21 protein-coding genes are annotated in these 24,321 nt (G+C 53.9%); 1 reads left to right on the plus strand and 20 read right to left on the minus strand.

Translation table 11 applies throughout. From position 1 onward, the window contains the following. Nucleotides 1-87 precede the first annotated feature (87 nt). From ACTRXG_RS08985 to ACTRXG_RS09080, 20 genes are all read right to left on the minus strand, one after another. Nucleotides 88-891 carry an ABC transporter ATP-binding protein gene (locus ACTRXG_RS08985; protein WP_474284706.1) on the minus strand — a complete coding sequence of 268 codons (804 nt, stop codon included), beginning with the start codon at nt 889-891 and terminating at the stop codon, nt 88-90. Between the two features lie 12 nt (nt 892-903). Next, nucleotides 904-1,194, minus strand: a complete 291-nt coding sequence (locus tag ACTRXG_RS08990; protein WP_474284707.1) for an iron-sulfur cluster assembly accessory protein — start codon at nt 1,192-1,194, stop codon at nt 904-906. 80 nt (nt 1,195-1,274) lie between these two features. Then, nucleotides 1,275-1,610 (minus strand): cyclic-phosphate processing receiver domain-containing protein, encoded by a 336-nt coding sequence (locus ACTRXG_RS08995; protein ID WP_079476470.1) that lies wholly within the window; start codon nt 1,608-1,610, stop codon nt 1,275-1,277. Nucleotides 1,611-1,653: 43 nt separating this feature from the next. After that, nucleotides 1,654-5,355, minus strand: coding sequence for a dynamin family protein (locus ACTRXG_RS09000; RefSeq protein WP_474284708.1), 3,702 nt, complete (start codon nt 5,353-5,355; stop codon nt 1,654-1,656). A gap of 63 nt (nt 5,356-5,418) precedes the next feature. Next, nucleotides 5,419-6,693 carry an EAL domain-containing protein gene (locus ACTRXG_RS09005; RefSeq protein ID WP_474284709.1) on the minus strand — a complete coding sequence of 425 codons (1,275 nt, stop codon included), beginning with the start codon at nt 6,691-6,693 and terminating at the stop codon, nt 5,419-5,421. An 81-nt stretch (nt 6,694-6,774) separates the two neighbouring features. Then, entirely contained in the window at nt 6,775-7,683 is a 909-nt protein-coding gene (metA, locus tag ACTRXG_RS09010; RefSeq protein ID WP_474284710.1) for a homoserine O-acetyltransferase MetA, read from the minus strand. A gap of 140 nt (nt 7,684-7,823) precedes the next feature. Next, nucleotides 7,824-8,651: an ammonia-dependent NAD(+) synthetase gene (nadE, locus tag ACTRXG_RS09015; protein ID WP_474284711.1), complete on the minus strand. Its 828-nt coding sequence runs from the start codon at nt 8,649-8,651 to the stop codon at nt 7,824-7,826. Between the two features lie 21 nt (nt 8,652-8,672). Further along, complete coding sequence (locus tag ACTRXG_RS09020; RefSeq protein ID WP_474284712.1) at nt 8,673-8,993, minus strand: hypothetical protein; 321 nt, start codon at nt 8,991-8,993, stop codon at nt 8,673-8,675. After that, the gene (locus ACTRXG_RS09025; protein WP_474284713.1) at nt 8,977-9,444 is read right to left on the minus strand and encodes an acyl-CoA thioesterase; all 468 of its coding nucleotides are present in this window, start codon (nt 9,442-9,444) and stop codon (nt 8,977-8,979) included. Before ACTRXG_RS09025 ends, ACTRXG_RS09020 begins: the two co-directional genes overlap by 17 nt. Next, on the minus strand, nt 9,419-11,782 hold the full coding sequence (locus ACTRXG_RS09030) for an AAA family ATPase (RefSeq protein ID WP_474284714.1): 2,364 nt from the start codon (nt 11,780-11,782) through the stop codon (nt 9,419-9,421). Before ACTRXG_RS09030 ends, ACTRXG_RS09025 begins: the two co-directional genes overlap by 26 nt. A 195-nt stretch (nt 11,783-11,977) precedes the next feature. Continuing rightward, nucleotides 11,978-14,716 carry an aconitate hydratase AcnA gene (acnA, locus tag ACTRXG_RS09035; protein ID WP_474263362.1) on the minus strand — a complete coding sequence of 913 codons (2,739 nt, stop codon included), beginning with the start codon at nt 14,714-14,716 and terminating at the stop codon, nt 11,978-11,980. A 214-nt stretch (nt 14,717-14,930) separates the two neighbouring features. Then, nucleotides 14,931-15,368 (minus strand): DUF1694 domain-containing protein, encoded by a 438-nt coding sequence (locus ACTRXG_RS09040; protein ID WP_474263360.1) that lies wholly within the window; start codon nt 15,366-15,368, stop codon nt 14,931-14,933. Nucleotides 15,369-15,386: 18 nt separating this feature from the next. Then, a complete protein-coding gene (locus tag ACTRXG_RS09045) occupies nt 15,387-15,899 on the minus strand; it encodes a CcdC family protein (protein WP_462867003.1) in 513 nt (170 codons plus the stop codon). 100 nt (nt 15,900-15,999) lie between these two features. Beyond that, nucleotides 16,000-17,787 (minus strand): ABC transporter ATP-binding protein, encoded by a 1,788-nt coding sequence (locus ACTRXG_RS09050; protein WP_474284715.1) that lies wholly within the window; start codon nt 17,785-17,787, stop codon nt 16,000-16,002. Next, nucleotides 17,787-19,538, minus strand: coding sequence for an ABC transporter transmembrane domain-containing protein (locus ACTRXG_RS09055; RefSeq protein WP_474284716.1), 1,752 nt, complete (start codon nt 19,536-19,538; stop codon nt 17,787-17,789). Before ACTRXG_RS09055 ends, ACTRXG_RS09050 begins: the two co-directional genes overlap by 1 nt. A gap of 60 nt (nt 19,539-19,598) precedes the next feature. Beyond that, entirely contained in the window at nt 19,599-19,823 is a 225-nt protein-coding gene (locus ACTRXG_RS09060) for a YneF family protein (protein ID WP_022792130.1), read from the minus strand. Between the two features lie 196 nt (nt 19,824-20,019). Continuing rightward, nucleotides 20,020-22,005, minus strand: a complete 1,986-nt coding sequence (gene tkt / locus ACTRXG_RS09065) for a transketolase (protein ID WP_474284717.1) — start codon at nt 22,003-22,005, stop codon at nt 20,020-20,022. Nucleotides 22,006-22,192: 187 nt separating this feature from the next. Beyond that, a complete protein-coding gene (locus ACTRXG_RS09070) occupies nt 22,193-22,432 on the minus strand; it encodes a DUF896 domain-containing protein (protein ID WP_474260822.1) in 240 nt (79 codons plus the stop codon). 67 nt (nt 22,433-22,499) lie between these two features. Further along, entirely contained in the window at nt 22,500-23,159 is a 660-nt protein-coding gene (locus ACTRXG_RS09075) for a YneB family resolvase-like protein (protein WP_474284718.1), read from the minus strand. A gap of 27 nt (nt 23,160-23,186) precedes the next feature. Beyond that, entirely contained in the window at nt 23,187-23,429 is a 243-nt protein-coding gene (locus tag ACTRXG_RS09080) for a hypothetical protein (protein WP_474260820.1), read from the minus strand. Nucleotides 23,430-23,587: 158 nt separating this feature from the next. Here ACTRXG_RS09080 and lexA point away from each other — a divergent pair, with 158 nt between their 5' ends. Continuing rightward, nucleotides 23,588-24,214, plus strand: coding sequence for a transcriptional repressor LexA (lexA, locus tag ACTRXG_RS09085; protein ID WP_022792125.1), 627 nt, complete (start codon nt 23,588-23,590; stop codon nt 24,212-24,214). Nucleotides 24,215-24,321 lie beyond the last annotated feature (107 nt).

Consider the following 24,321-nt stretch of genomic DNA (forward strand, 5'->3'; position numbering starts at 1 on the left):
TTCTGCTTTCCATAGCTATGTGTTTTTATTCTAATAATAAATATGGTAATTGAAATTTTTTATTACTAACCGAACCGCTATGTCCGGTTACCGGCGTGTTGTCGCTCCACCGGTAATAAACCATGGCCGCTGCTCATGCCATTGAATGCTTCCGTTCACATCAAATGCAGTTGAAACCTCCCGATCCGTCAGGACGTCCTGTTTCTTTCCATCTGCCTGCACCCGGCCGTTTTTCATAATTGTTGCGGCTTCCACAGCTCCCGGCAGTTCTTCGAGATGATGAGTTACATACAGCACAGTCGGCGCCTCGGGGTGCTTCAGCGACGCTTCAAGCCCTTCGATCAACTCCTCTCTTCCCTTTACATCAAGCCCGGTGCACGGCTCGTCAAGCAGCAGCAGCTTCGCTCCTGTTGTCCAGGCCCGCGCAAGCATCACCCGGCGCTTCTCCCCCTGCGAGAGCGCTGCATACGGCACGTCCCTGTACTGTGAAACCCCAAACGTGTGCAGCGCATTCTCTGCCCGTGCTGTGATTTCTTCCGGTGCCTGCTCATAAATACCGATGCTCGCAAAATAACCGCTTAACGCGACATTAAAGGCGGTTACCCCAGCACGGTGCTGGTACTGATCATCCAGGGCGTTGCTGACGATGCCGATTTCCCGGCGGAGGTTCTGCATGTTCACCCTGCCGTGACGGCCAAACCAGGTGTGCACTTCTCCTTCAGTTGCCCACACCTGTCCTAAAATTGCCTGCAGGAGTGTGGTTTTACCGGAGCCGTTTAAGCCGAGAAGCGCCCGGTGCTCGCCTTGATTGACCGTAAACGAGACGCCGTCAAGCCGGACCCGGCCGTTGGTTCGTATGCTGACATTTTTTATCTCCACTAAACGCTCCATCGTCTGGCCTCCTTACGCTTCGGTGTGTTCATACAAATGAATATTGTTTGCGATTGTCTGATTTTTGTTTTTCAGCATCCATTTAAGCGTGGGATGATAGTCAAGCACCGGCGATGGCTCGATCAGGTGCAGGGTATCTTCATCGGCTGCCCGGACTTCCGGCGAGGTTCCAGGTGAAGCGTGCAGCTGGAATTCCTGAAGCCCCTGGCACCCGCCCGTGAATTCATAGGCAATCGTGATTGTCTGGTTGCTGCCGAGGCGGCGGATCGCTTCCGCTGCCCGGTCCGTTACGTTTATCTGCATAGCTTGTGCCTCCTTTGATTCTATCCATTATAGCAAAGCTCTTCCCAGTATAAAAAAAAGAAGCCCTGAAAGGCTCCTTTTTAGGCATTCAATGGAAGCGGCCGGTGCAGAATCTTCACTCGTTCAGGAAGTTCCCCGGACTTGCGTGCTTCCATCAGTCTCCGGTACATCCGTTTACCGCCGACTGCATTGGCTGAGTGTATAGTAATCTTTGAAGGTATAATTTGTTTTTCAAGTAAATACAGCACGACGGAAAAACCATTAAAATACTTTGTTCCCAAATCGTGGTCAAGCGACAGATGGCTGACATCAGCCGTGTTTTGCAGTAATCGCATACATTCTTCAGCTGTTTTCACTAATACGTGATTATCCGGAGACTGTCGGACGTCGTCTAAAAAAATATTTGTTCCGTTCATGTCCCCATCCTTTATCTTACAGAGTAATTGTAGTATAACACACTTACTCTCTCTGTCCAACCAGCCTCCGGACCTCTGCTTCAAGCTGGGCCCATTCCCGTTCGGTTTCTCCCGTTTTTTCCTGCCTGAGCCACTCCGCCTGGCGGCGGGAAGCCGTCTCCCACTCAGCGGTGCGCTGCTCCCACCGGGCCCGTGCGGCCGCCTCTGCCCACGCATAGACGTCTTTTTTCACGGTTTGCAGCTCTTGTTCCACGACGGGACGCAGCTGTTGCTCCAGCACTTCACGGTACACCTTGTTCTGGCCCTTCATGAAAAAATCATAGTGGGTCAGCGTCTTCCACTCGCCTTCGACTGCTTCTGCGATCGCCGGCACCTCCGGCGGGGGGAATTCGATTGGCGGAAAAGCCGCCTGCTCCCCCGAAAATACGTAACGGAAAGAGTCCGGAAGCTGCTTTCTCCAGTACTGCTCTTCTTCGTTCATGGTACGGTGCATCCATTGCTCAATCCGGGCGGAGGTAATCCTTGTTTCCTGCAAGAAGCGCTGCAGCACCTGCTGGACTGCCTCCGTCGTTTTCCGGCGAAGCTGGGAGCGAAACGACGACTGATCGTGAAAGTACGCCCGCGAAAACCAGAACTGAAATTCCTCCCGGTAATAATAAAACAACCGCTGGCGCACGTAAAAAAACAACTCCTCCGTTTCCTCCGAAAGCCGCTTTTCGATGAGCTTCCATGATTCCGTCCATTTGTCCTGCGTGATGAACTGCTCCAGCTGCGCGATGTCGTTTTGCCTTTCCCGTTCCTGTTCGGCATCCGTCCGGCCCGCATCCGCCCGTGTTCGTTCCACATAGTCCAGGACCTCCGCAGCTTCCCGGCTGCCCTCTTTCATGACAGTCGTCTCAAGCGTAGCGGAAAGAAACTGCTCAAATACGGCCTCGAATCCTTCCAGGCCGCCGGCCGTTTTGTCCTGAAGCGATACTTTTCCGGAAATGGGCAAAACGAGCGGGTTATGAATGCCAATCGCGGCCAGCTCCTCCCGGACGTACCGGAGAACCTCCTCGAGCTCCCGCCTGCCGGCGGCCAGATCCGCTGCATTGACTAAAAAAATGAGCTTATCATAGGAAAAGGTCTGGTTCACCGCAGCCAGCTGTTCCAAAAACGCTTTGTCCCCGCGGGAAAACGCATGATTGTAATACGATAAAAACAAAATAGCGTCCGCGCGCTTCATTTCCTGAAACGAAATGTCCGCGTGCCGCTGATACACAGAATGTATGCCGGGCGTATCGACGACCTCCATCCCTCTGCCGGTCCAACTCGTAGAAAGATAAACGTCCGCCCGCTCGATCATCATCGCGGCTTCTTCAGCACCCGCGGCCTGCTGAAAAGCTTCGAGGGAAACCGTTTCCGGACGGCCGGCACTGCTCTCCTGCTTTTCATAGGACACGACATACTGATCAAGCATCCTTTTTTCTTCCTCCCGCATGGCGTCGAACGTAAGCGCCTCCAGATGCTGCTGCTCGAGTTCCGTCCGTTTCTGCTTTTCTGCTTTCTCCGCACGCTCCTGCAGCTCTTCTTCATAGGCGGCGTACCGGCTGCTCCATTCTGTCACATGCGAAAGGCGCACCTCGAACGAAGCGAGCAGGTCATTCATGTCCTGCAGGACGTCGGCCTGCTGTTTATAATAAATCACCGCACTCCGGTCCGGATGCCGGTCGTCCGGCGCTTTGATATGAGTAATGGCTGCTGTCGTCGGGTTTGCCGACACCGGCAGTACTGTTTCTCCGGCCATGGCATTGGCCACGGTGGATTTTCCGGCGCTGAACCCGCCGAAAAAGGAAACGCGGAACGCCTGCTCCCGAAGCCGCTGGGCCCGGGCCTCCAGCCGCCGGGCAAAGCCTTCAAGCGGGGCATACGGCTGTACGAGCCGGGCCAGCTTCTGCCACTTATCTGCCGCTTCCTCCGGGTCCGGGAGGGTTTCCCGCTCCCGGCCGGCACTGTCCAGGTAATCCCGGTACCATTCGTGCACCGAATAGACTTCTTCGCCCGTCGAAGGAGCCACAGCCTGCGTCACTGGCTCACGCTCTGCCGGCTGCGCCAGCGGAACGGCCTCCTGGGCCCACCGCTGCTGCGCGGCCTCCAGCAGTTCTTTTACCCGGTAAAATTCCTTTCGCCACACTTCATAAGCCTCCCATGCCTTTCGATGGGCTGCCATTTTTGTTTCCTGGCGATGAGCTTCCGTCTCTTTGTGGGCACGGACCTTCTCCAAAAACAGCGGCATCCAGTCGGCGAGCTGCCGGCGGTAGGCCGTCTGCATTTTTTCCTCCAGCGTGCGGCAGTAGGTTCTCGCATAGGCCTCGGTGAGACGTGCCCCTTTGTTTTCCGCTTCCTCGAGCATCGCGGCGTCTGCGCGCACCTCCATCGTCTCAATGGCGGCTTCCACTTCCGGATCTCTGCCGGCGTATCGTTCGGCGGTCTGCTTCATATCACGTTTTAAATGATTTTCGAGTTCATTTTTAATGTTTTCATTCAACTCTTCTATCACCCGTGCTTCGCGTTCCTTACGCACCCTTGCTGTTTTTTGCGTTCCCAGCCAGCTTTTCACACGAAAGGTGACAAGACGGGACTCCAGATACGCATGCACGGCTGCCCGTGTGTGATAAGGCATCAGCTTGGCCCGGGCAAAGGCTTCAAGAATTGTCCGGCGCATCGCTTTTTCCGCCTTTGTTTCCCAGTGCCTGAACTGCCCGGCCGCTTCCTGATCGGCCTCAAGCGCATCATAAAAAGCTCCCGGCGTGGAAAACGCCTCCCAGATGTGCTGCACCTCCCCGTCCGGCTCCGCGGCGGCAAGACGACTCCGCAAATGGGACACAGTGATGTAATAAGCCCTCGAGGCACAGGTCTGGCGGATGCGCTCCTTCCGCTCCCCGGAATCTTCAGGCAGCATTTTTTCCCGCAGGGCTTTCCAGGAATCAGCGGTCCGTTCCGGATAAAGAGCAGACACAAAGAAAATGCTTTCGTATTCGATCTGCCTCCGTTCCAGGCTTTGCCGGATCCGGTCCTGGTACGCCTGAAAGGAAAGCTCCTCCTCTTCATGCTTATCCACCTGGTTGACAATCAGAGACGGGCGGACGTACTGCTCGTTCAGCTGCTGCAGAAATAAAAAATTTTCTTCCGACTCCACCTGCTGGTAGTCGGTGACGTAAAATAGTTCATCCGCTATCATCCATTCCGACTCCGCCGCCCGTTGATGAGCGGCTTCGGTGGAATCGATGCCCGGCGTGTCAAAAAGCGTCACTCCCGCCGGCAGCGGAAGATCCGGGTGCTGCACCTCCACCCGCTCGGTCTCTCCGGCCATCATCCAGGCGTTTGTCCAGTCTTCCGGCGGTACGGCCGCTGTCTGTCCGCCGGTGGTAATCTCGTAGGAGACAGTGCCGCCGGTGGTAAATGAAACGATATTTGCACTCGTCGGCACCGGGTGGGCCGGCAGCCATTCCCCCTCCAGTAGCTGATTGATCAGCGTGCTTTTGCCGGCGGAAAAATGGCCGCATACGAGGACATGGTACGCCGATGCGTTATTTTTCGCCTTCAGCCGCTGAAGGTCCTTCTGCTCCTCTTCGTCAAGCGCCGGCATGACCACGAGCTCCTCCAGGCCGACGGCGACCGCTGCCTGGGAAAATGTATGCCGGGAGAAAAAGCTCCGGACCGTGTCGTTATTCCATTGATACATGTCAAGACTTGGCCGCTGCACCGTTACCGCGCTCCTTTTTATGTAAAAACGCCGCTCCTCCGTAGCAGAAGAAGCCGGCGCTGTTTACAGCAGATAATCTTTTTCATACAAAAACGCGTAGGGAATGTCCACAAACACGTACAGATCCTCCGTAATCGGATGGGAATACGTCCGGATCATTTCATCGCTGTGAAAATCCGTATACATATCGGATAGAATTCCCCGCTGTTCAAAATTCATACGCACAATGTTTTCGAGAAAATACGGGCGCCAGCTCCAGTTGCGGTTGCGCTCCTCTATCCGGTATTCCCACGCTTCGCCGTTCTGGCGCGAGGCGTTTCCGGAAAGCTGATACCCTTCCCCATCACACACATATACCCGGAAGCTCATCTCCTCGAGCGACTCTGCGGTTTTCAGCGTCCATCCGTCAATGTCTTCCATCACATCCATATGCTTGAGCCGGGCATTCAGCCGCTTGTTCAGTTCGGCAGTAAGCTGGATCTGGGCTTCAATTTTTTTGCGTTCCACATCAATGAAATGGTGGATGTCCTTTTTCATCCGTTCCTGAAACTGATCCTTTTCAATGAACGTCTCTTTCGGCTTGTCGAGATAAAACCCCTGGTAGTACCGGGCACCGTTGCGCCAGGCGTAGTTCAGCTGATTAAACGACTCGATTTTTTCAAATAAAAGCGAAGCCCCAATCTTTCTCGACAGCGTCGATAACGAATGCAGCACGTCCCGGTAAATGCTCGGAACGGCAAAATTTTCAGAAAACGTCACGTCCACCTTCAGCACGTTGGGCTTTAAATAGGCAATCTGTTCCAGATGAATCGCTTCCTTGCCGAGATTGTCAATCGCAATCGACAGCCCGGCGCTCTGGGCGTACTGCATAAAATGCTTCAGGCGGGACAGATCCTGCTGGAAATCCGTTGCTTTCAGCTCCAGGCAGATCGAGGTCGGGGCTATGCCCCTTTCTTCGTACCCGAGCAGAAATTCAACCAGCCCGTCTCCCCCGTCCCCCAGAATGGTGGCCGCATCCACGTTCAAAAAGATCATATCCGCCCGTTCTTCGGCCACAAATGTTTCCAGGGCAGCCTGGTGCACGGCACGGTCGATTTCCTGCTTATACTCCCACGGCACGTTCGGGTCCCGAAAGCAGTTCTCCAGCGTTTCGGCGGTCCTGTTATCGTTCTGGAAGCGGCCGAGCACTTCATACGCAGAAATTTCCAGCTTATCTGCACTCAGTATCGGCTGAAAGTATACCATGATCCGTTCTTTGTTCATCAATACGTCTAGCGCATCCAACTCCATCACCCAATCTTCCGCTCTCAGTCTTCGGCGGCTCTGCCAGTTTGTCATTTCTTACTGTTCGCACACGCGTCTATTATATCATCTTTTTTCCGCCGACTGAAAAAACTGTTTCCAAAATTGGAAACAGTTTTAGGCAAAATCGAACGGCGTTTCCTGATAAACATAGTAGTTCAGCCAGTTCGTAAACAGCAGCGTCGCGTGGGCGCGCCACATTTTCAGCGGGGAATACAGATGATTGTCCTCCGGAAAGTAGTTTTCCGGCACCTCTGTCCCGAGGCCGCGCCGCATATCGCGTTCAAATTCATCGCGCAGAGTTTCTGCATCGTATTCGCTGTGGCCGGTCACATAAATCCGTTTGCGGTCCTTCGTCGCTACAATATACAGCCCGGCTTCGTCGGATTCCGACAGAATGTCAAGGTCCGGACAGGCCTCCACGTCCTCCCGTCTCGTTTTCGTGTACCGGGAATGCGGCACATAAAACTGATCGTCGAACCCGCTCAGAAGCTTTTCGTTACCGCCATTAATATAGTGCGGATACACGCCGAACTGCTTTTTCGGGAGCGGATGCTTATCGATGCCGTGGTGGTGGTACAAGGCAGCCTGGGCGCCCCAGCAAATGTGCAGCGTGTTCGTGACGTTCTGGTCGCTCCACTCGAGAATGCTCTGCAGCTCTTCCCAGTAGTCCACTTCTTCAAATGGGATTTTTTCAAGCGGTGCTCCGGTGATAATCATTCCGTCGAATTTTCTGCTCCGCACTTCATCAATCGTTTTATAGAACGACGACAGGTGCTCGCGCGGCGTATTTTTGGAGCGGTGGGTGTCCGGATGCAGAAAGGATACATCCACTTGCAGCGGCGTATTACTGAGCATCCGCAGAATCTGTGTCTCTGTGCGTTCCTTCAAGGGCATCAGGTTCAGGATAACGATTTTCAGCGGGCGGATATCCTGCAGATAGGCCCGGCTTTCGTTCATGATGAAAATATTTTCTTTTTCCAGCGTATCTTTGGCCGGTAAATAGTCAGGCACTTTAATAGGCATGCACTATCGTACTCCTTTAGCGTATTTCGGTGTTCTCTCCTTTTCTTTCTGTTATCTGTATACCAAACATCGCGGTCGTCGTCCAGTCTTTCCGTATTGGTAAAAACGGATGGCCGCAAGGGACCATCCGCAGACGCTTGTTATTCTTTCCACCACGTATCGTACAACGTTGCCGGCAGTTCCCGTTTATGCGCCGTTTTGTTATACATGCCCACCAGCCGTTCGTGGGCTTCGGAATCGATGCTGCGGCCTTCGAGAAAGTCGTCAATCTGATCGTACGTCAGCCCGAGTGCTTCCTCATCCGGAAGACCCGGACGGTCGCTTTCAAGATCGGCGGTCGGCACTTTTTCAAACGTCGATGCCGGTGCTTCAAGCTCGCGCAGCAGCATTTTGCCCTGTCGCTTGTTCAGGCCAAACAACGGTGCCACGTCGCAGGCGCCGTCCCCGTGCTTCGTGTAAAAGCCGGTGACCGCCTCTGCTGCATGGTCGGTGCCGAGCACAAGGAGCCCTTCGGCCCCGGCGACATCATACTGGGCCTTCATCCGCTCCCGGGCCTTCGTGTTGCCTTTGATAAAATCGGACATGGTCGTTCCGAGGGCCTGCTCAAACGCCTGCACCGACGCGTCCACGCCCGGCTGCACGTCGATCGTATACGTTTCCTGCGGCTCGATGTAGTCAAGGGCCTTCGAAGCATCGTCTTCATCATGCTGCTTGCCGTAAGGCAGACGGAGCGCGACGAATTTAAACGGCACGGCCTGCTCGGTTTCAAGCTCATCGACAGCCATCTGGGCGAGCTTGCCGGCGAGCGTCGAATCCTGGCCGCCGGAAATGCCGAGCACAAAGCCTTTGGCCCCGGCCTGCTTCGCATATTCTTTTAAAAAGTGCACCCGGCGCTCGATTTCCTGCTTCGGATCAATCTCCGGCGTTGTCTGCAGTGCTTCAATAATTTCGTTCTGCGTTGCATTCATAGTTCGTGCCTCCAGATTAAATTATTTGTTTGGACGGGGAGCCTGGATACCAAACCGCTCCATCTGCGTCCACTGCTTCTCCTCAGACAGAATGTGCGCTTCGTAGTCCCCCAGCAGGTCAAAATGCGGGTAATCTTCGCGGTAATGGATCCATCCGGCCTTCAGTCCGTACTGCCTGCCCCAGCGAGCAAGTGTTTCCACGTCCCTGCAGGAGGCTTTTGTGACTGTATCACAGTCGGGAAAACGCGGATCGTACCAGTAATGCGTCAGCAGGGCCACTTCGCCCGCCGCAGCCTTTTGCTTCCAGGCTCTCAGCTCCTGGGCTTTAATGCCAAACGCCATCGTCTCCACCGCCTTTGGCAGATCCGGCGGGTGTTTGCTCCGCCAGCCGGTTGTAGGCCTCATGCCAGTCCGGCAGCGCCCTTCGAATAGCTACCGGCTTAAACGTTTCTTTACGGACGCACACGTGGCTCGAAAACGCCCGGATGCACGTCTCTCCATTGGCGTTAGTCACAATATACCCATATTTTACACGCACTCCGTCATAAGAATCAATCCACGTTTCAATTTCCACGTCCTCGCCGTAGACGGCCGGTGTTTCGTAATCGATATCAATGTGAAGCACAGGGAACAAATAGCCGGCTTTTTCAATATCCGGATAATGAAAGCCCATCTCTTTCATATGATGCGTACGTCCAATTTCGCACCAGACCACATAGGAGCCGTGATGGACGATACCCATCTGGTCCGTCTCAGCATATCGTACTTCAATTGGTGTATGAACGCTCTTCATGTCCTTCTTCTCCTTCGGATTTTACCCGTACTTCAAGCGCATGCTTCACGTCTTCGGCCGTCAGCTCGTGCAGGTCTTCATCGCTCTGCTCCGACTGGAACAGCCGGAAGGCCTGCTGCTGAAAGATTTCTTCAGCCACGTCTTCGGCGAGCCGGGCGTTGCCGTCCGTGTTGGAAATGGCGTACCTGCTTTCAAGCAGCTCGCGCGCTTCCGGCTCAAAATGATAGCCGAATCGCTCGACCGAGCGCTCTGTAATCTCGGCCAGATCCTCCGGCGTATACGGCGGGAAGTAAAAGGTTTTTTTGAAACGGGATTCAAGCCCCGGATTCATTTCAAGCAGCTGCTGCATCGGCTCCGGATAGCCCGAAAGGACAACCACCAGATTTTCGTCGTGCTTGGTCATTTCTTCGACGAGCGTATCAAGCGCCTCCCGGCCGAAGTCGCTCCGCGAGCTCGACATCAGGGCGTACGCTTCGTCAATAAACAGCACCCCGCCGAGGGCTTCGCGGACCTTCCGCTTCGTTTTCGCGGCTGTCTGGCCGACATATTCGGCGACGAGGTCGCTGCGGCCGGCGACGATGCAGTGGCCGCGCTTTAAAAACCCGTATTCTTTCAGGATGCCGGCATACACCTGGGCGAGCGTCGTCTTGCCCGTGCCCGGCGGCCCGGAAAAGACGGTGTGCAGCTGGATCGGCACGGTCGGCGCCCCCTCTTCGCGGCGCTGCTGCTGCACGCGGATAAAGGAGGCGAGCTTTTTCATTTCCTGCTTCACGTGATCGAGGCCGATGAAGTCATCGAGCTGCTGCACGGCGGAGCGTTTGTCCTTCGGCTGTTCGCCTTCCGGCTCCTGAATGTCATCAGCAGTCAGCAGCGAAAAATCGTCAATACCGATATAGTCCTGGTTGCCGATTGCCGCCCCTTTTTGGAAAATGCTGTCGAGCACAATGTTTTTTACAGTCCGGCCGTTGCCGAACGTTTCATCCACCTGTTCCTTTTCGATCCGTTCTTCGAGCACCCGTTTGCTTTCCTCGCTCAGGAAAAAGTCGTTTTCAAGCGCGACCTTTTCCCCGATTTCCATCAGCTCATCCATGCTGTAGTCGGGCAGGTGGATATGGTTGCTTTCCGGAAACCGGCTGCGAAGGCCGGGATTCGCGTGCAGAAACTGCCGCATTTCTTCCGGATAGCCGGCCAGGATAACCGCGAACGTACCGGCGTATTCCCCGCTCGTCATCGCCGAAACCAGGGTATCAATCGCCGTCTGTCCAAAGTCGTTTCCGGCCATTCCTTCACGTTTTAAGCTGTAGGCCTCATCAATGAACAGCACGCCGCCGACCGCTTCCTTGATCAGCGCCATGGTTTTTTCCTCGGTCTGGCCGACGTACGAGCCGACAAGGCGGGAACGGTCGGTTTCAAGCACTTCATCGCGCTGCAGCAGGCCGAGCTGGTGATAAATTTTAGCCAGCAGGCGGGCGAGCATCGTTTTGCCCGTGCCGGGGTTGCCCGTCAGAATCATATGAAGGCTTCGTTCATCCTTCCACTGGTACCCCTGCTCCTTCCGCCGCTTCTGGTACTGCAGATAATGATACATGTTATGGACGCGGGACTTCACACCGTGCAGGCCAATCATGTCATTCAGCTCTTCAAGCGGGTCGGCATACTCCTCGCCCACCTTCGTGAGCGAGCTCGACGCTTCGTTCCACTTTTCCTTCAGCTGCTCCACATGGCTGATCGCTTCTTTAATTTCGCGCACGGCTTCGGGCGAATAAAACGAGCCTGATGCTGTATCCATGTAGGCCTGAGCGCTCGACGCCAGCCGTTCGCACGCCTGCTTGATGTTTTCAAGCAGAAACGGAAGCTCGCGCAGGTGTTCGTTTTCCACCACGTTCAAAAAGTCCACGGTCAATTCTTCCGGATTCCACGTGTCAAGCGTATCATCCAGATACTGAATCATCTGACGGCACTGCTCGCGCAGCTGTTCAGCCACACGGTAGCGGGCCGATGCCGGATCTGTTTCGCGGAGCGGCGTCAGCTGGGTATCCAGTATATTTTCCTGAATGCTGTCGATCCGCTCCATCGGCCGGAGCTGCTGCAGAAGCGGCACCGAATCGTCAAGCTCCTCTGCTTTTTGCAGCCAGTTGCGGATCATCGGGTCAAACCGGCGCTGGTGCTTCCATCGGTCTCTGGCCATGAGCGCGTACACACGCGCGCAGCCGGAGGGCTGTTCGTTTTCCTCCAGTGTCCGGATGCACTCGTAGGCCCGTTTGACTGTAATATTATTTTCTTCTTTTTCCCATCTATCGATTATATCGTAAATGTTATTTTGCTCGTTAATTTGCAATAAAGGCACCCCCTATCGGGAAAAGGACGAAAATGAGTAGTCATCTTTATCGTATTCCCTGGTTGAACACGCATTAGTCCTTATTTTTATTATAAGAGGTTGATGAAGGTGTGACAAATTTTATCATTACGGTATGTGAAATTTTAAACCTCTTTCAAACGAAAGCCCCGGTTCCCCGGGGCCTTCTTCTAAACATTATTGATTGCGTTTTGCTTCTGCCGCTTCAAGGTTGTTGCGGAGAACCATCTGCAAAATACCACCGTGACGATAGTAATCCATCTCAACGTCACTGTCGAAACGGGCAACTACCTGGAAGGTAGTCGTTTTGCCGTCCTGATCAGTGGCAACGACGTCTATCATGTCATGCGGCTTTACGGTATTATCAATTTTTACATCGAATTGCTCTTCTCCGGTCAGACCGAGAGAATCAGCGTTTTCGCCTTCCTGGAACTGCAGCGGGAGCACGCCCATCAGCACAAGGTTACTGCGGTGAATACGCTCGAAGCTTTCCGCAATAACGGTCTTAATGCCGAGCAGGTTTGTCCCTTTCGCTGCCCAGTCACGGGAGCTTCCCATGCCGTAATCTTTGCCGGCCATTACAAGCAGGCCAGTGTTTTCCTCTTTATATTTCATCGCTGCATCATAGATGGACAGCACTTCACCGTTTGGCCAGTAGGTCGTATATCCACCCTCTGTGCCAGGCGCCAGTTGGTTTTTAATCCGGATGTTGGCGAACGTTCCGCGCATCATCACTTCGTGGTTACCGCGGCGGGAACCGTACGAGTTAAACTGTGCGGGCTTCAGTCCTTTTTCCATCAGGTAGCGGCCAGCCGGGCTGTCCTTTGCGATGGACCCTGCCGGAGAAATGTGGTCGGTCGTAACCGAGTCGCCGAATTTCGCGACAGCCCGCAGAGCGCTCAACGGTTTAATGTCTTCCGGCTCCTTGGACATTTCTTCAAAGAACGGCGGATTCTGAATGTACGTGGAATCATCGTCAAAGTCGTACAGCTGCGCATTTTCGTCCGATTGCAGCTCGTTCCAGCGCTCGTTGTTGTCAAAGACATTCTCGTACTCTTCTTTAAAGAGGTCCGGAGACACGTTTTGCGTGATAAAGTCTTTGATTTCCGTCGCGGACGGCCACAGGTCGTTAAAGTATACGTCATTTCCGTCTTTATCCTTGCCGAACGAATCACGGTACATATCAAAGTCAACTGTGCCGGCCAGCGCGTACGCTACAACAAGTGGCGGCGATGCCAGGTAGTTGGCTTTTACGAGCGGGTGAATCCGTCCTTCAAAGTTACGGTTACCGCTCAGTACGGATGATACGAGCAAATCGCTGTCTGTGATCCCTTTTTCGATCTCTTCGAGCAGCGGGCCGCTGTTGCCGATACACGTGGTACAGCCGTAGCCGACCAGGTTAAACCCGAGATCGTTCAGATACGGCATCAGGCCGGAATCGTCAAGATAGCGGGTAACAACTTTGGAACCTGGAGCGAGAGATGTTTTGACGTATTCCGGTACTTCAAGCCCTTTCTCCACCGCGTTACGGGCGACAAGGCCTGCACCGATCATCACGTATGGATTGGACGTGTTCGTACAGCTTGTGATAGCTGCGATGGCAAGCGCCCCGGTTTTCATCGTCGACGTTTTGCCGTTTGGATGTTCGATAGTCGCTTCGTTGTCGATCTCCTCCGGAGACAGGCCGAATCCCTGGTTGCCGGCTGGAGCCGTAAGCGCATCATTGAACTGTTTTTTCATGTCGGATAAAGTAATCAGGTCCTGCGGGCGCTTCGGCCCGCTCAGGCTTGGTTCAATAGCCGCCAGGTCAATTTCAATCACCTGGGTGAACTGCGGTTCTTTTTCGGATGGATCAAAGAAGATGTGGTTGTGCTTGCAGTAGTCTTTTACAAGCTGCACATGCTCTTCATCGCGGCCGGTCAGGCGCAGATAGTTGAGCGCTTCTTCGTCAACCGGGAAGAACCCACAGGTCGCGCCGTATTCCGGTGCCATGTTGGAAATCGTCGCCCGGTCAGCAAGCGGCATTTCCGCCAGGCCTTCGCCGAAGAATTCCACAAATTTGCCGACAACGTTCGTTTCCCGGAGCTTTTGGGTAACGCGCAGCGCCAGGTCTGTCGCTGTCGAACCATTTGGCAGGGAGTTTACGAGACGAACGCCGACCACTTCCGGTGCCGGGAAGTAGGATGGCTGCTGCAGCATGCCCGCTTCCGCTTCGATACCGCCAACACCCCAGCCAAGGACGCCAAGGCCGTTGATCATAGTCGTGTGGGAGTCCGTACCAACAAGTGTATCCGGATACGTGTCCACTTCGCCGTTTTCTGTTTCTTTTGTGTGTACAACGGAAGCAAGGTACTCCAGGTTCACCTGGTGCACAATGCCTGTAGCCGGCGGTACAGCGCTGTAGTTGTTAAACGCTTTGGTTGCCCAGCTGAGGAGCTTGTAGCGTTCTTCGTTTCTCGAAAATTCAAAGTTCATGTTCTGGTTTAACGAGTCATCAGTACCGTAACGGTCCACCTGTACTGAGTGGTCCACCACAAGATCAACCGGAATTGCAGGGTCGATGACATCCGGGTCTCCACCGAAATCATTCATTGCTTTCCGAAGCGATGCAAGGTCCACGACTGCCGGAACCCCGGTAAAGTCCTGAAGAATAACGCGGGATGGTTTGAATGGCACGTCATACTTGGAGCCTTCTTCCGATCCCCATTTTGCTAAGCTTTCTACGTGTTCCTGTTTAATTACGTGTCCGTCCAACTGTCTTAGTACAGATTCGAGCAGCACACGAATGGAATATGGCAGCTTCGACACATCGCCGACTCCTGCATCCTGAATAGCTTTAATGTCGTAATAATAATACGTTTTGCCATTCGATTCAAAAGCCTTGCGAGCATTGAATACGTCTTGATTTTGAGCCATATGTACCCCTCCTTCTTGATCTATTATACAACAATCCAATAACGTTGTCGAAAAAGTAGATGAGGATAAGCAGAAAGGCCTGCAACTGTATTACTTCACTGCCGCCTTTCCTGCTCTGTTTCTCGACCCACTTTCATAGAATAGCAAAACTTTCCTCAAAGATAAATATTTTCGGATAAAAATTCGGAAAACGCTTGCCTCTTTTTTTCGTTTGTTAGATTCCGAGCAGCTTTTTCCACCACGGTTTTTTCTCTCCTGCGTCCGGATTTCCGGCATCTGCTTCCGGTTCATCCTCGGCAAATACGTCCTCGCGGTTAATCGCGGTGTCGGACGTGACGACCAGTCCGTACGTGCCCTCCGGATCGTCGTGCGTGACGCGCCGGTAGGGAACGCGCCGGGTTTCGGCTGCTTTCCGGTACGGCCGCAGCGCCTCAAGGCTCAGATGGCCGTCGACGAGTACTTCCTTCGCCTTACGGTCGTGCATTGCATTCAGCACTTCCTGGCGTATTCCTTTTTCCATCACCTGTTTTTTTGTCAGCGCCAGAATGACGCGTTCGCGGTACGTATCAAGATACAGACGCCGCTCCGCTTCATTGGGCAGTTTCTTTCCGTGTATTTCATTTTGAAGGTGTTCGTTTACATCATTGGACATGGGCACTTCTCCCTTTCATTAGGATGAATGACGGGAGGGTACGGAGCTGTCAGGCTCCGGCTCCCGCTGAAGAACCTTTTCGAGCTGTTTGTATTTCACGGCCATGTAGACGCGCCACGGCACGAGCATGGCAAATGCCAGCAGAAAGAACATTCCGGCAAGCACTGCGGGCTCAATCGCATCGCCGATGATCAGCTTAATGATCGTCCGCACAATTAAGAGGCCGACCAGAATGAATGAAAAAGCTTTGGACCGTCGAACAAAAATCCGGCGTTCCCTTATTTCAAAAGACGTGGTGGCCATCAGCAGAAAGGAGAAAACAAACCCGACGAGAAGCGCCTCGCCGACCTCAAGCCCGGTCGGACGGGCCGGCGGGTAAACAAACATCAGCGCGCCCGTCGCCATGAAAAACGGCGGCAGCACGATTTTTTTGAATGTCGCCGGCTGCTTAATGGCTTTCATACGGATGACGATCACGACAGAAGCCATAAAAAAGGCCGTGAGGGTCGTAATAATCAGCAATGTACTCACTTCGGCCGCCTTCCTTTCTATAAAAATAGGGTGTATCACATGAAGGCTTTCCTGCCTTTATGATACACCCCGAAGCGGCGTCCCGCAATTGTTCCCTCTTTTACAGCACCTCTTCATTTTCATGCTGCAGTCGGTACATTTTTTCATACAGTCCTCCGGAGGCAAGCAGCTCCTGGTGCGTCCCGCGTTCAGCAATTTCACCCTGATGCAGGACGATAATCTGATCGGCGTGCCGGATCGTGGAGAGCCGGTGGGCAATCATGATGGTCGTCCGGTTTTCCAGGAGGCTTGCAAGCGCCCGCTGGATAACTGCTTCACTTTCGCTGTCGATATTTGCCGTTGCCTCATCGAGTACGAGCACCTTCGGGTCATGAGCGACGGTCCGGGCAAACGTGATCAGCTGATTTTCCCCGTTCGAAAACGAGCTCCCCCGCTCTCCCACCTGTTCGTGGTACTGGTCCGGGAGTGCTTCGATAAACTGATCCGCCCCGACAAAAGCAGCTGCCTGCCGCACTTCCTCGTCGCTCAGTTGGTGGTTGTGCATCGCAATGTTTTCCCTAACCGTTCCCGTAAACAAAAACGGATCCTGAAGCACGAGCCCGACGTGCCGGCGCAGCGCCTCTTCCGGCCAACGCTGCAGGTCCTTGCCGCCGAGAAAGATGGTGCCCGCATCGTGTTCATAAAACCGGAGCAGCAGGTTAATGATGGAGCTTTTACCGCTGCCGGTATGGCCGACAATCGCAATCGTCTCGCCTTCTTTTACCGACAGATTAATATCCCGGAGGACCGGGTGCTCGCCGTCATAGCTGAACGTCACGTGATCAAATTCGATCTCTCCGCTACGCGAGGCTTCTCCAGTCTGCCGTCCCCTGGTCACTGCTGCCTCCTGACCGGTCACGTCCATTAAATGAAATACCCGGCCGGCGGAAACAATCGACTGCTGATAGAGCGACATCTGCTGCATGATTTCATTCACCGGTTCAAAGAAACGCTCAAAATAGTTGACGAAGGCATAAATCACTCCGACCTGTACGGCGCCTTCCATGGATAAAATGCCAAAATACGACAGCACGCCGACGAGAGCAAGCACCGACACGAGGTCGATCGCCGGACGAAGAAGCAGGCCGTCAATTTTCATGCTTTTCAGACCGGCTTCGTAGTGGGCATCATTGATCCCGGAGAATTCCCGTTTCATCCGGTTTTCCTGCCTGAACAGCTGTATCACCGACATGCCCTGAAGGCTTTCATTAATTTTCGTGTTCAGCCGGCTCAGCTTGCCGCTCATTTCCCCGTAGTATCTGGCGCTATAGCGGCGGTAGAGCATCATCAGCAGAAGCAGAAGCGGCATAATCAGTATCGCGGCTGCCGCGAGGCGGACATCCAAAAAGAACATGGCGATAAGCACCCCGACCAGAAACACCCCGTTTTGGATAAAGGTCGATAGCACTTCCATGTACAGCTCCCGGATCCGTTCGGTGTCGTTGGTTATCCGGCTCACGAGCGCCCCGGACGGTGTCTGGTCGTAAAAACGCATCGATGCGCCCTCGACGCTCGAAAATACGTCTACACGAATCTGCTGGATGCTTTTCAGCGCAATGCGCTGAAACCAGTACGTATGAAAATACACCATCACCGCGGAAAGAACGGTGGCCGCTGCGAAAATGGCCGCGAGCCACGCCAATTCATCCACCGGAAATACTCCCGGCGTCACGTAGCTGTCAATAAAGACCTTTACGAGATACGGACTGAGAAGCTCCGCGCCGACGCCGATCACAAGAAACGTACAGGCAAACGCCAGCAGCCGTTTGTGGACACCCGCGTACTTCAGCAGCCGCTTCACGATCGCCCGCTGCTCCTGTTTGGTTAACACTTTATCCTCGTGCAGCATCAGCGGTCCCCCCTTTCCACCTGGGCCTTCAGTTCTTCGCGCTCCACCATTTCTGCATAGATGCCTCCGGCTTCCATTAAAGCACGGTGGGAGCCGTTTTCAATGATCGTGCCGTGTTCCATCACCCATACCGCATCCGCTTCTTTTACCGTGCTCATACGGTGCGTAACGATAAAGGTCGTTTTCCCACGACGCTCCTGCTTCAGCGCTTCAAGGATCTGCTGCTCGGTGTTTGCGTCCACAGCGGACAGGGCATCATCGAGGATGAGAATTTCCGGATTCTGCAGAAGAGCCCTCGCAATCGAAATCCGCTGCTTCTGGCCTCCGGAAAGAGTGACACCGCGCTCCCCGACAGCTGTCGCGTATCCGTAGGGAAGCGCCACAATATCGTCATGAATGGCTGCGAGGCCGGCCGCACGCTGAATGTCCTGCTGGGTGGCCTCCGGGTTGGAGAAGGCGATATTGTCTGCCAGCTTCATCGAAAACAAAAAATGCTCCTGAGGCACATTTCCGAATGCGAGGCGGTACGTATCCAGATAATAGGCCTCCGCCGGCGTTCCGCCAATCGTAATGGCTCCGTCTCCGCTTTTCAGCTCCCGGAGAAGCAGCCGCAAAAGCGTCGTTTTCCCGCTCCCGGTCCGCCCGACGATCCCGATGGTCTGTCCCGGCTGCACGGACGCGTGAATATCGTGCAGCGCGCTCGTTTCCGACCGCGGGTAATAAAATTCATCTATATCTATCTGCACCGCCCCGGCCGGCACGTCCTGCACTCCGGCCTTCTGGTCGGTAATGTCAGTCCGCTCGGCCATCAGGCTACGAATGCGGTCATACGACGCGTGCCCGCGTTCAATAATGTTAAAAAACCATCCAAACGCAAGCATCGGCCAGATCAGCATACCCAGATAAACGCTGAACGTCGTTAACTGCCCGATGGTAATCGTTCCGTCGTTCACATATCCGGCACCAAAGCCAATCGCGAGCAGATAGCATACGCCGATGATAAGGGTGATTGTCGGATCAAACAGGGCGTCAATGCGGGCGACCCGCTCGTTTTTGTCCACAACGTCCCGGGACTGCTCATCAAACGCTTCGATATCTTCCTGTTCGTACCCGAACGTTTTTGTTACCTTCACGCCGGAAATGCTTTCCTGCGTCCGGTTGTTCAGCTGCGAAAAGGACTGCTGGGCAGCGCCAAACCGCTGATGAAGCAGATGGCCGTACCAGCTTGTTAACAGAGCCATCAGCGGCATCGGCAGAAGCGTAATCAGCGTCAGCTGCCAGCTGATGCCGATCGCCATGGCCAAAACGACGAATCCCCCCATGACGAGCGAATCCACAATCGTTAAGACGCCCTGCCCGGCCATCATCTGCACCGCGGTAATATCGTTGGTGGCGTGTGCCATTAAATCCCCCGTCCGCTTCCGTCCGAAAAAATCGCTGCTCATCCGCGTGAAGTGCTGATACAAATTGTAGCGGAGCGTACGGCCGAGATGAAGCGAGGAACCGAAAATCATAATACGCCAGACATACCGGAGCACGTACATACATATCCCTGCCGCAACCATTGCCCCCATCCAGGCGGTCAGCATGCCGGTCGTCAGGCGGCTTTGTTCGATCGCATCGACCACCACCCCGACCACATACGGCGGCAGAAGGGAAAGCAGGGCCACAATAATGAGCAGCAGGATCCCGAAGCTGTACTTGAACCGCTCCTGCCAGAAAAACCAGCGCAAATCCCAAAAAGCGCGCATCCGTCTCACCCTCTCTATGGATAAAAAAGCACCCTCTAGAAGCTAGAAGGGTGCTGATCGTTATTTCTTATCTTGTTGTCGCTGCATTGCTTTCATCATTTGGTTGATCTTCTTCTGGGATGGGTTCTGCCCCATCTGCATCATCATAACGCGCAGCATTTGTTCATTAATAGGAGGATTCTTTTTCAAATAGTTCATCATCGTTTTTCTTGCGATAAAGAAACCGATGGCTATACCAACTAGTAAAATGACAATGCCGATAATTGTTAACCATAGCCAGCCCATGTGTCTTACCCCTTTCCCGAATACCTAACATATATGTGTGTGTTGTTAGCGTCTCTAAACAGACCTTGTTTATTATAACGCATTCTTTTATGTAAAGAAAGCACCGATTCGAAAGATTCAGCACCGGTGCTTAATTTTTCACCCGGATGAAAATAAGAGAAAGCAGCCGGCCGGCTGCTTTCTCATCAACACATAATTATTTGATCAGCTGTCTGGCTGCTTCAGCCACCTTGTCCGGTGTGAAGCCGTACTTTTCAACGACTTCCCCGCCCGGCGCGGACGCACCGAAGCGGTCGATGCCGTACACGGAGCCGTGGGAGCCGACATACTTGTACCATCCGAAGGACGATCCCATTTCCACGGCCATGGCCGGTACGCCGTCCGGTAGCACGGACCGGCGGTAGTCCTCAGATTGATGATCGAACGCATGGAAGTTCGGCATGCTGACGACGTTGACCGTCAGCCCGTCGTTCTGCAGCTGGGCTTTCGCATCCACCGCGAGGGACACTTCCGAGCCCGCAGCGACGAGAAGGAGATCCGGCTTTTCGGCCTGTTCGCCGATCACGTAGGCTCCTTTGCGGACGCCTTCCACCGCTTTTTCCTTCGTGTCTTCGAGCGTCGGTACGCCCTGACGGGTCATGACGAGCGCCGTTGGCGTCGATTCGCTTTCCATCGCCACGCGCCACGCAGCGACCGTTTCGTTGCCGTCCGCCGGACGGATCACGTTCAGGTTCGGAATCGCCCGGAGCGCCGCCAGCTGTTCCACCGGCTCATGCGTCGGGCCGTCTTCGCCGACCGCGATGCTGTCGTGCGTGAATACCTGCGTCAGCGGCAGCCCCATCAACGCGCTCAGGCGCAGCGCCGGACGAAGGTAATCGGAAAAGACCAGGAAGGTCGAACCGAACGGCTTCAGACCGCCGTGCAGCTGAATGCCATTCACCGCTGCCGCCATGGCGAATTCGCGGACCCCGAACCAGATGTTGCGGCCGGTGTAGTCGTTGCGGCTGAAATCATTCTCCGCTTTGATCAGTGTCTTGTTGGAGCCGGCCAGGTCGGCCGATCCGCCGAAGAGCGACGGCACGGCGGCCGCTACTTCCTGCAGCACATCGCCGGACGCGGCACGGGTCGCTACTTTTTCATCCGTAAAGACCGGCAGATTGGCATCCCAGCCTTCCGGCAACTCGCCGGCAATCGCCTGTTCGAGTTCGCCGGCGAGTTCCGGGTTCGCCTGCTTGTAGGTGTCAAACAGCTCGTTCCATTCCTGTTCGGCCTTCGCACCGGCCTGCTTGACTTCGTCAAACAGCTCGGTCACCTCCGGCGGGATATGAAACGCGTCGTAGTCCCACTGGTAGGCTTCTTTCACCAGGTTGTACTCCTCGTCGCCTATCGGCGCGCCGTGGGCCGCATTCGTGCCGCCTTTGTTCGGTGCTCCGTAGCCGATGACGGTCTTCACTTCGATCATCGACGGTTTCGGGGACTGCTTCGCTTCTTCGATCGCTGCTTCAATCGCATCGACGTCGTTGCCGTCTTCGATAAAGACCGTGTGCCAGCCGTAGGCTTCATAGCGCTGCAGCACGTTTTCGGAGAACGACTGGTGAAGCGCGCCGTCAAGCGACACGTCGTTGGAGTCGTACAGCACGACCAGGTTGCCGAGCTTCAGGTGGCCGGCGAGGGACGCCGATTCCGAAGTAACGCCTTCCATCAGGTCGCCGTCGCCGCAGAGCACGTACGTGAAATGATCAACCACGGCGTGGTCGTCGGTGTTGTACTTGGCTGCCAGATGGCGCTCCGCCATCGCCATCCCGGTGCCCATGGCCAGTCCCTGGCCGAGCGGGCCGGTGGTTGCCTCCACACCGGCGGTATGCCCGTATTCCGGGTGGCCCGGCGTCTGGCTTCCCCACTGGCGGAAGTTTTTCAGTTCCTCGAGCGAGAGGTCGTAGCCGCTCAGGTGCAGCATGCTGTATAGAAGCATTGATCCGTGTCCGGCGGACAGCACGAAGCGGTCGCGGTTAAACCAGTCCGGATTGGCCGGGTTGTGGTTCATGGATTTGGTCCAGAGCGCGTACGCCATCGGCGCCGCTCCCATCGGAAGCCCCGGGTGACCCGACTGGGCTTTTTCAATACTTTCGATGGACAGCGTCCGAATCGTGTTAATTGCTAACTGTTCTGTGCTAATTGCCATGCATATGTCCCTCCACTGTATGTATTTTTGGATGGAAACCCGCACTTGTGAGTTGACCCCGCGGGAATTTCCGTGTTCTAGTACGCTTTTATGATAAAGGTTTTAAAACGATTACACAAGCGTGTTAGTAGAGAAAGAAGAAAATCAAAAGGCCTGCTCTTTGTTAAGACCAGGCCTCTCTTTTATCTTAATGCCGGAAGCTGCGGTTCCGTCGTTTGACACGCTCGAGCTTGCTTGGAGTTACATCCGTGCCCTCTTCATCCACCACTTTTACGTTTTCGAGCTGGTTTTTAAACGAGGAACGGAATTTACTTAAATATTCCTGACGCAGCGCCTGCTGTTCTTCTTGTTCTTCTGCGGTCAGCCCCGACGATTTTTGACGTTTGGCTAACTCATTAATCCGGTCAATTTTTTCTTTCGAAAGCATAAGTTGCCTCCCTTAAAATGGCGTTCCTTTTTTATTATATTAAAAACAGCGACGTACCGCAAACAAATCATTGCGGTTCTATCTCTGCGCGCTGCTGTTCATATTCTTTATAACGGCGGTGCACCGTCGCTTTAGAAATATCATAGCCAAGGCCCCGGAGCGTCAGAGCGATATCTTTAAACGTCAGCTCCCGCTGTTTCAGCTTAACAATTTCTTCAATGGGCACCTCTATTTTCTTCCGGCCGCCGCTGCGGTTTAATCCGAAGTTTTCTTCCGGGTGGTACCCGTTTTCCACCGCCCGCTGCATCCCCCGCTTAATTTTAAAATTATGCAGCCGGCGCTGATGCTCTTCCACAATGGACAAAATTTCCATAATCATATGATCGGTATCCGCAATTTCGAGCTCCCCGTCATCCTTCACTGTATAGATGGACGTGCCCCTTTTCTGCAGTTCATGGAGCACGGCGATTTTAGCATTTCCGCGTCCAAGCCGCGTATCATCGGTAATCAGCAGTATATCCGCCCCGGTGTCATCGAGGAGCTCAAACACACGGAGAAGCCCGTCCCGTTCAACGGAATAGCTGCTCTCCTGTTCTGTCACGGTCTGCTGCACCGCCCATCCATTCGCTGCGGCAAGAGCCTCCAGATCCTCCTGCTGTCTGGCAAGCGAGGACTGCTGTTCTTCTTTTTCCGTACTTACCCGGGCGTAAATGATGCATGCTTTCATTTATCTGCGTTCCTTTCCGTTCGTGTTTTACTGTTCGGCAGCGTCAAACGAAACCGTTCGTTCCCATGGCTGTTCCTGATAGCCCGGCCTATCCTTCAAAACCGGATGCTCCTGTTCATAGACGATTTCTGCCGGCCGGTCTGCTTCCGTGCCGCCCAGCGTGTCCGGAGTGATCGAAGCGTCCGCTGAATATACCAAAAATAAAAGCGCGAATGCAAATAAGGCAAGCATCGTCCAGTCTGTTGAAGTGAAGGTTTTGAGTTTATTCATATGCATGTTCCCCCTGAATGAGAATGTATGTTCTTATATTCATTCAGTATACCAGAATACCTGTTCCCGTCAACAGAAATATTAGAACGGGTGTTTGCGTTTTTGTTCCCCTCATGCTATACTTTACTCAGAAAAATTCCTCAAAAGGAGGTGCGGAGATGAAGCTATCCAAGCGCCAGCAGCAAATTCTTGATTATATAAAAGAAGAAGTAAAAGAAAAAGGCTATCCGCCTTCGGTCCGGGAGATCGGAGAAGCCGTGGGGCTCGCCTCGAGTTCAACGGTGCACGGGCACCTCGCCCGTCTTGAAAACAAAAATTTAATCCGCCGCGACCCGACCAAGCCGCGGGCAATTGAAGTGCTTGAGCTTGAAGACCAGGGCAGCGAGCCGATTCACGAAAGCAAAGCTGTGTACGTGCCGGTGATCGGTAAAGTCACGGCCGGGGAGCCTATCACTGCGGTGGAAAATGTAGAAGAATACATCCCTCTTCCGGAGCGCATGGTGACCGACGAAGAACAGGTATACATGCTTACCATTCAGGGGGACAGCATGATAGAGGCCGGCATTTTTGACGGGGATCTTGTTGTCGTTCAAAAACAGCAGACCGCTGATAACGGCGATATTATTGTCGCTATGACCGATGAAATGGAAGCAACGGTTAAACGGTTTTATAAAGAAGAAAACTTTATCCGCCTGCAGCCTGAAAATGCCACCATGGACCCGATCATTTTAGAAAACTGTACGATACTCGGCAGAGTCACCGGCGTTTTCCGCACCATCTTTTAATCATATAAATCAGGCCGCCTGCTAGAGGAAGCAGGCGGCCTCAGGTTGTAGACAAAGGCCTCCGAAAATGAATTTCGGAGGCCTTTGTTGTGCCATCGAAAGAAAAA

The organism is Marinococcus sp. LNSP9103-4, from assembly GCF_056034345.1.

Excerpts from the sequence above, each read along its gene's own strand:
- ACTRXG_RS08985 (WP_474284706.1), bottom strand. The coding sequence starts at position 891 with ATGGAGCGTTTAGTGGAGATAAAAAATGTCAGCATACGAACCAACGGC.
- ACTRXG_RS08990 (WP_474284707.1), bottom strand. The coding sequence starts at position 1,194 with ATGCAGATAAACGTAACGGACCGGGCAGCGGAAGCGATCCGCCGCCTC.
- ACTRXG_RS08995 (WP_079476470.1), bottom strand. The coding sequence starts at position 1,610 with ATGAACGGAACAAATATTTTTTTAGACGACGTCCGACAGTCTCCGGAT.
- ACTRXG_RS09005 (WP_474284709.1), bottom strand. The coding sequence starts at position 6,693 with ATGACAAACTGGCAGAGCCGCCGAAGACTGAGAGCGGAAGATTGGGTG.
- metA (WP_474284710.1), bottom strand. The coding sequence starts at position 7,683 with ATGCCTATTAAAGTGCCTGACTATTTACCGGCCAAAGATACGCTGGAA.
- nadE (WP_474284711.1), bottom strand. The coding sequence starts at position 8,651 with ATGAATGCAACGCAGAACGAAATTATTGAAGCACTGCAGACAACGCCG.
- ACTRXG_RS09020 (WP_474284712.1), bottom strand. The coding sequence starts at position 8,993 with ATGGCGTTTGGCATTAAAGCCCAGGAGCTGAGAGCCTGGAAGCAAAAG.
- ACTRXG_RS09025 (WP_474284713.1), bottom strand. The coding sequence starts at position 9,444 with ATGAAGAGCGTTCATACACCAATTGAAGTACGATATGCTGAGACGGAC.
- acnA (WP_474263362.1), bottom strand. The coding sequence starts at position 14,716 with ATGGCTCAAAATCAAGACGTATTCAATGCTCGCAAGGCTTTTGAATCG.
- ACTRXG_RS09040 (WP_474263360.1), bottom strand. The coding sequence starts at position 15,368 with ATGTCCAATGATGTAAACGAACACCTTCAAAATGAAATACACGGAAAG.
- ACTRXG_RS09050 (WP_474284715.1), bottom strand. The coding sequence starts at position 17,787 with ATGCTGCACGAGGATAAAGTGTTAACCAAACAGGAGCAGCGGGCGATC.
- ACTRXG_RS09055 (WP_474284716.1), bottom strand. The coding sequence starts at position 19,538 with ATGCGCGCTTTTTGGGATTTGCGCTGGTTTTTCTGGCAGGAGCGGTTC.
- ACTRXG_RS09060 (WP_022792130.1), bottom strand. The coding sequence starts at position 19,823 with ATGGGCTGGCTATGGTTAACAATTATCGGCATTGTCATTTTACTAGTT.
- tkt (WP_474284717.1), bottom strand. The coding sequence starts at position 22,005 with ATGGCAATTAGCACAGAACAGTTAGCAATTAACACGATTCGGACGCTG.
- ACTRXG_RS09070 (WP_474260822.1), bottom strand. The coding sequence starts at position 22,432 with ATGCTTTCGAAAGAAAAAATTGACCGGATTAATGAGTTAGCCAAACGT.
- ACTRXG_RS09075 (WP_474284718.1), bottom strand. The coding sequence starts at position 23,159 with ATGAAAGCATGCATCATTTACGCCCGGGTAAGTACGGAAAAAGAAGAA.
- ACTRXG_RS09080 (WP_474260820.1), bottom strand. The coding sequence starts at position 23,429 with ATGAATAAACTCAAAACCTTCACTTCAACAGACTGGACGATGCTTGCC.
- lexA (WP_022792125.1), top strand. The coding sequence starts at position 23,588 with ATGAAGCTATCCAAGCGCCAGCAGCAAATTCTTGATTATATAAAAGAA.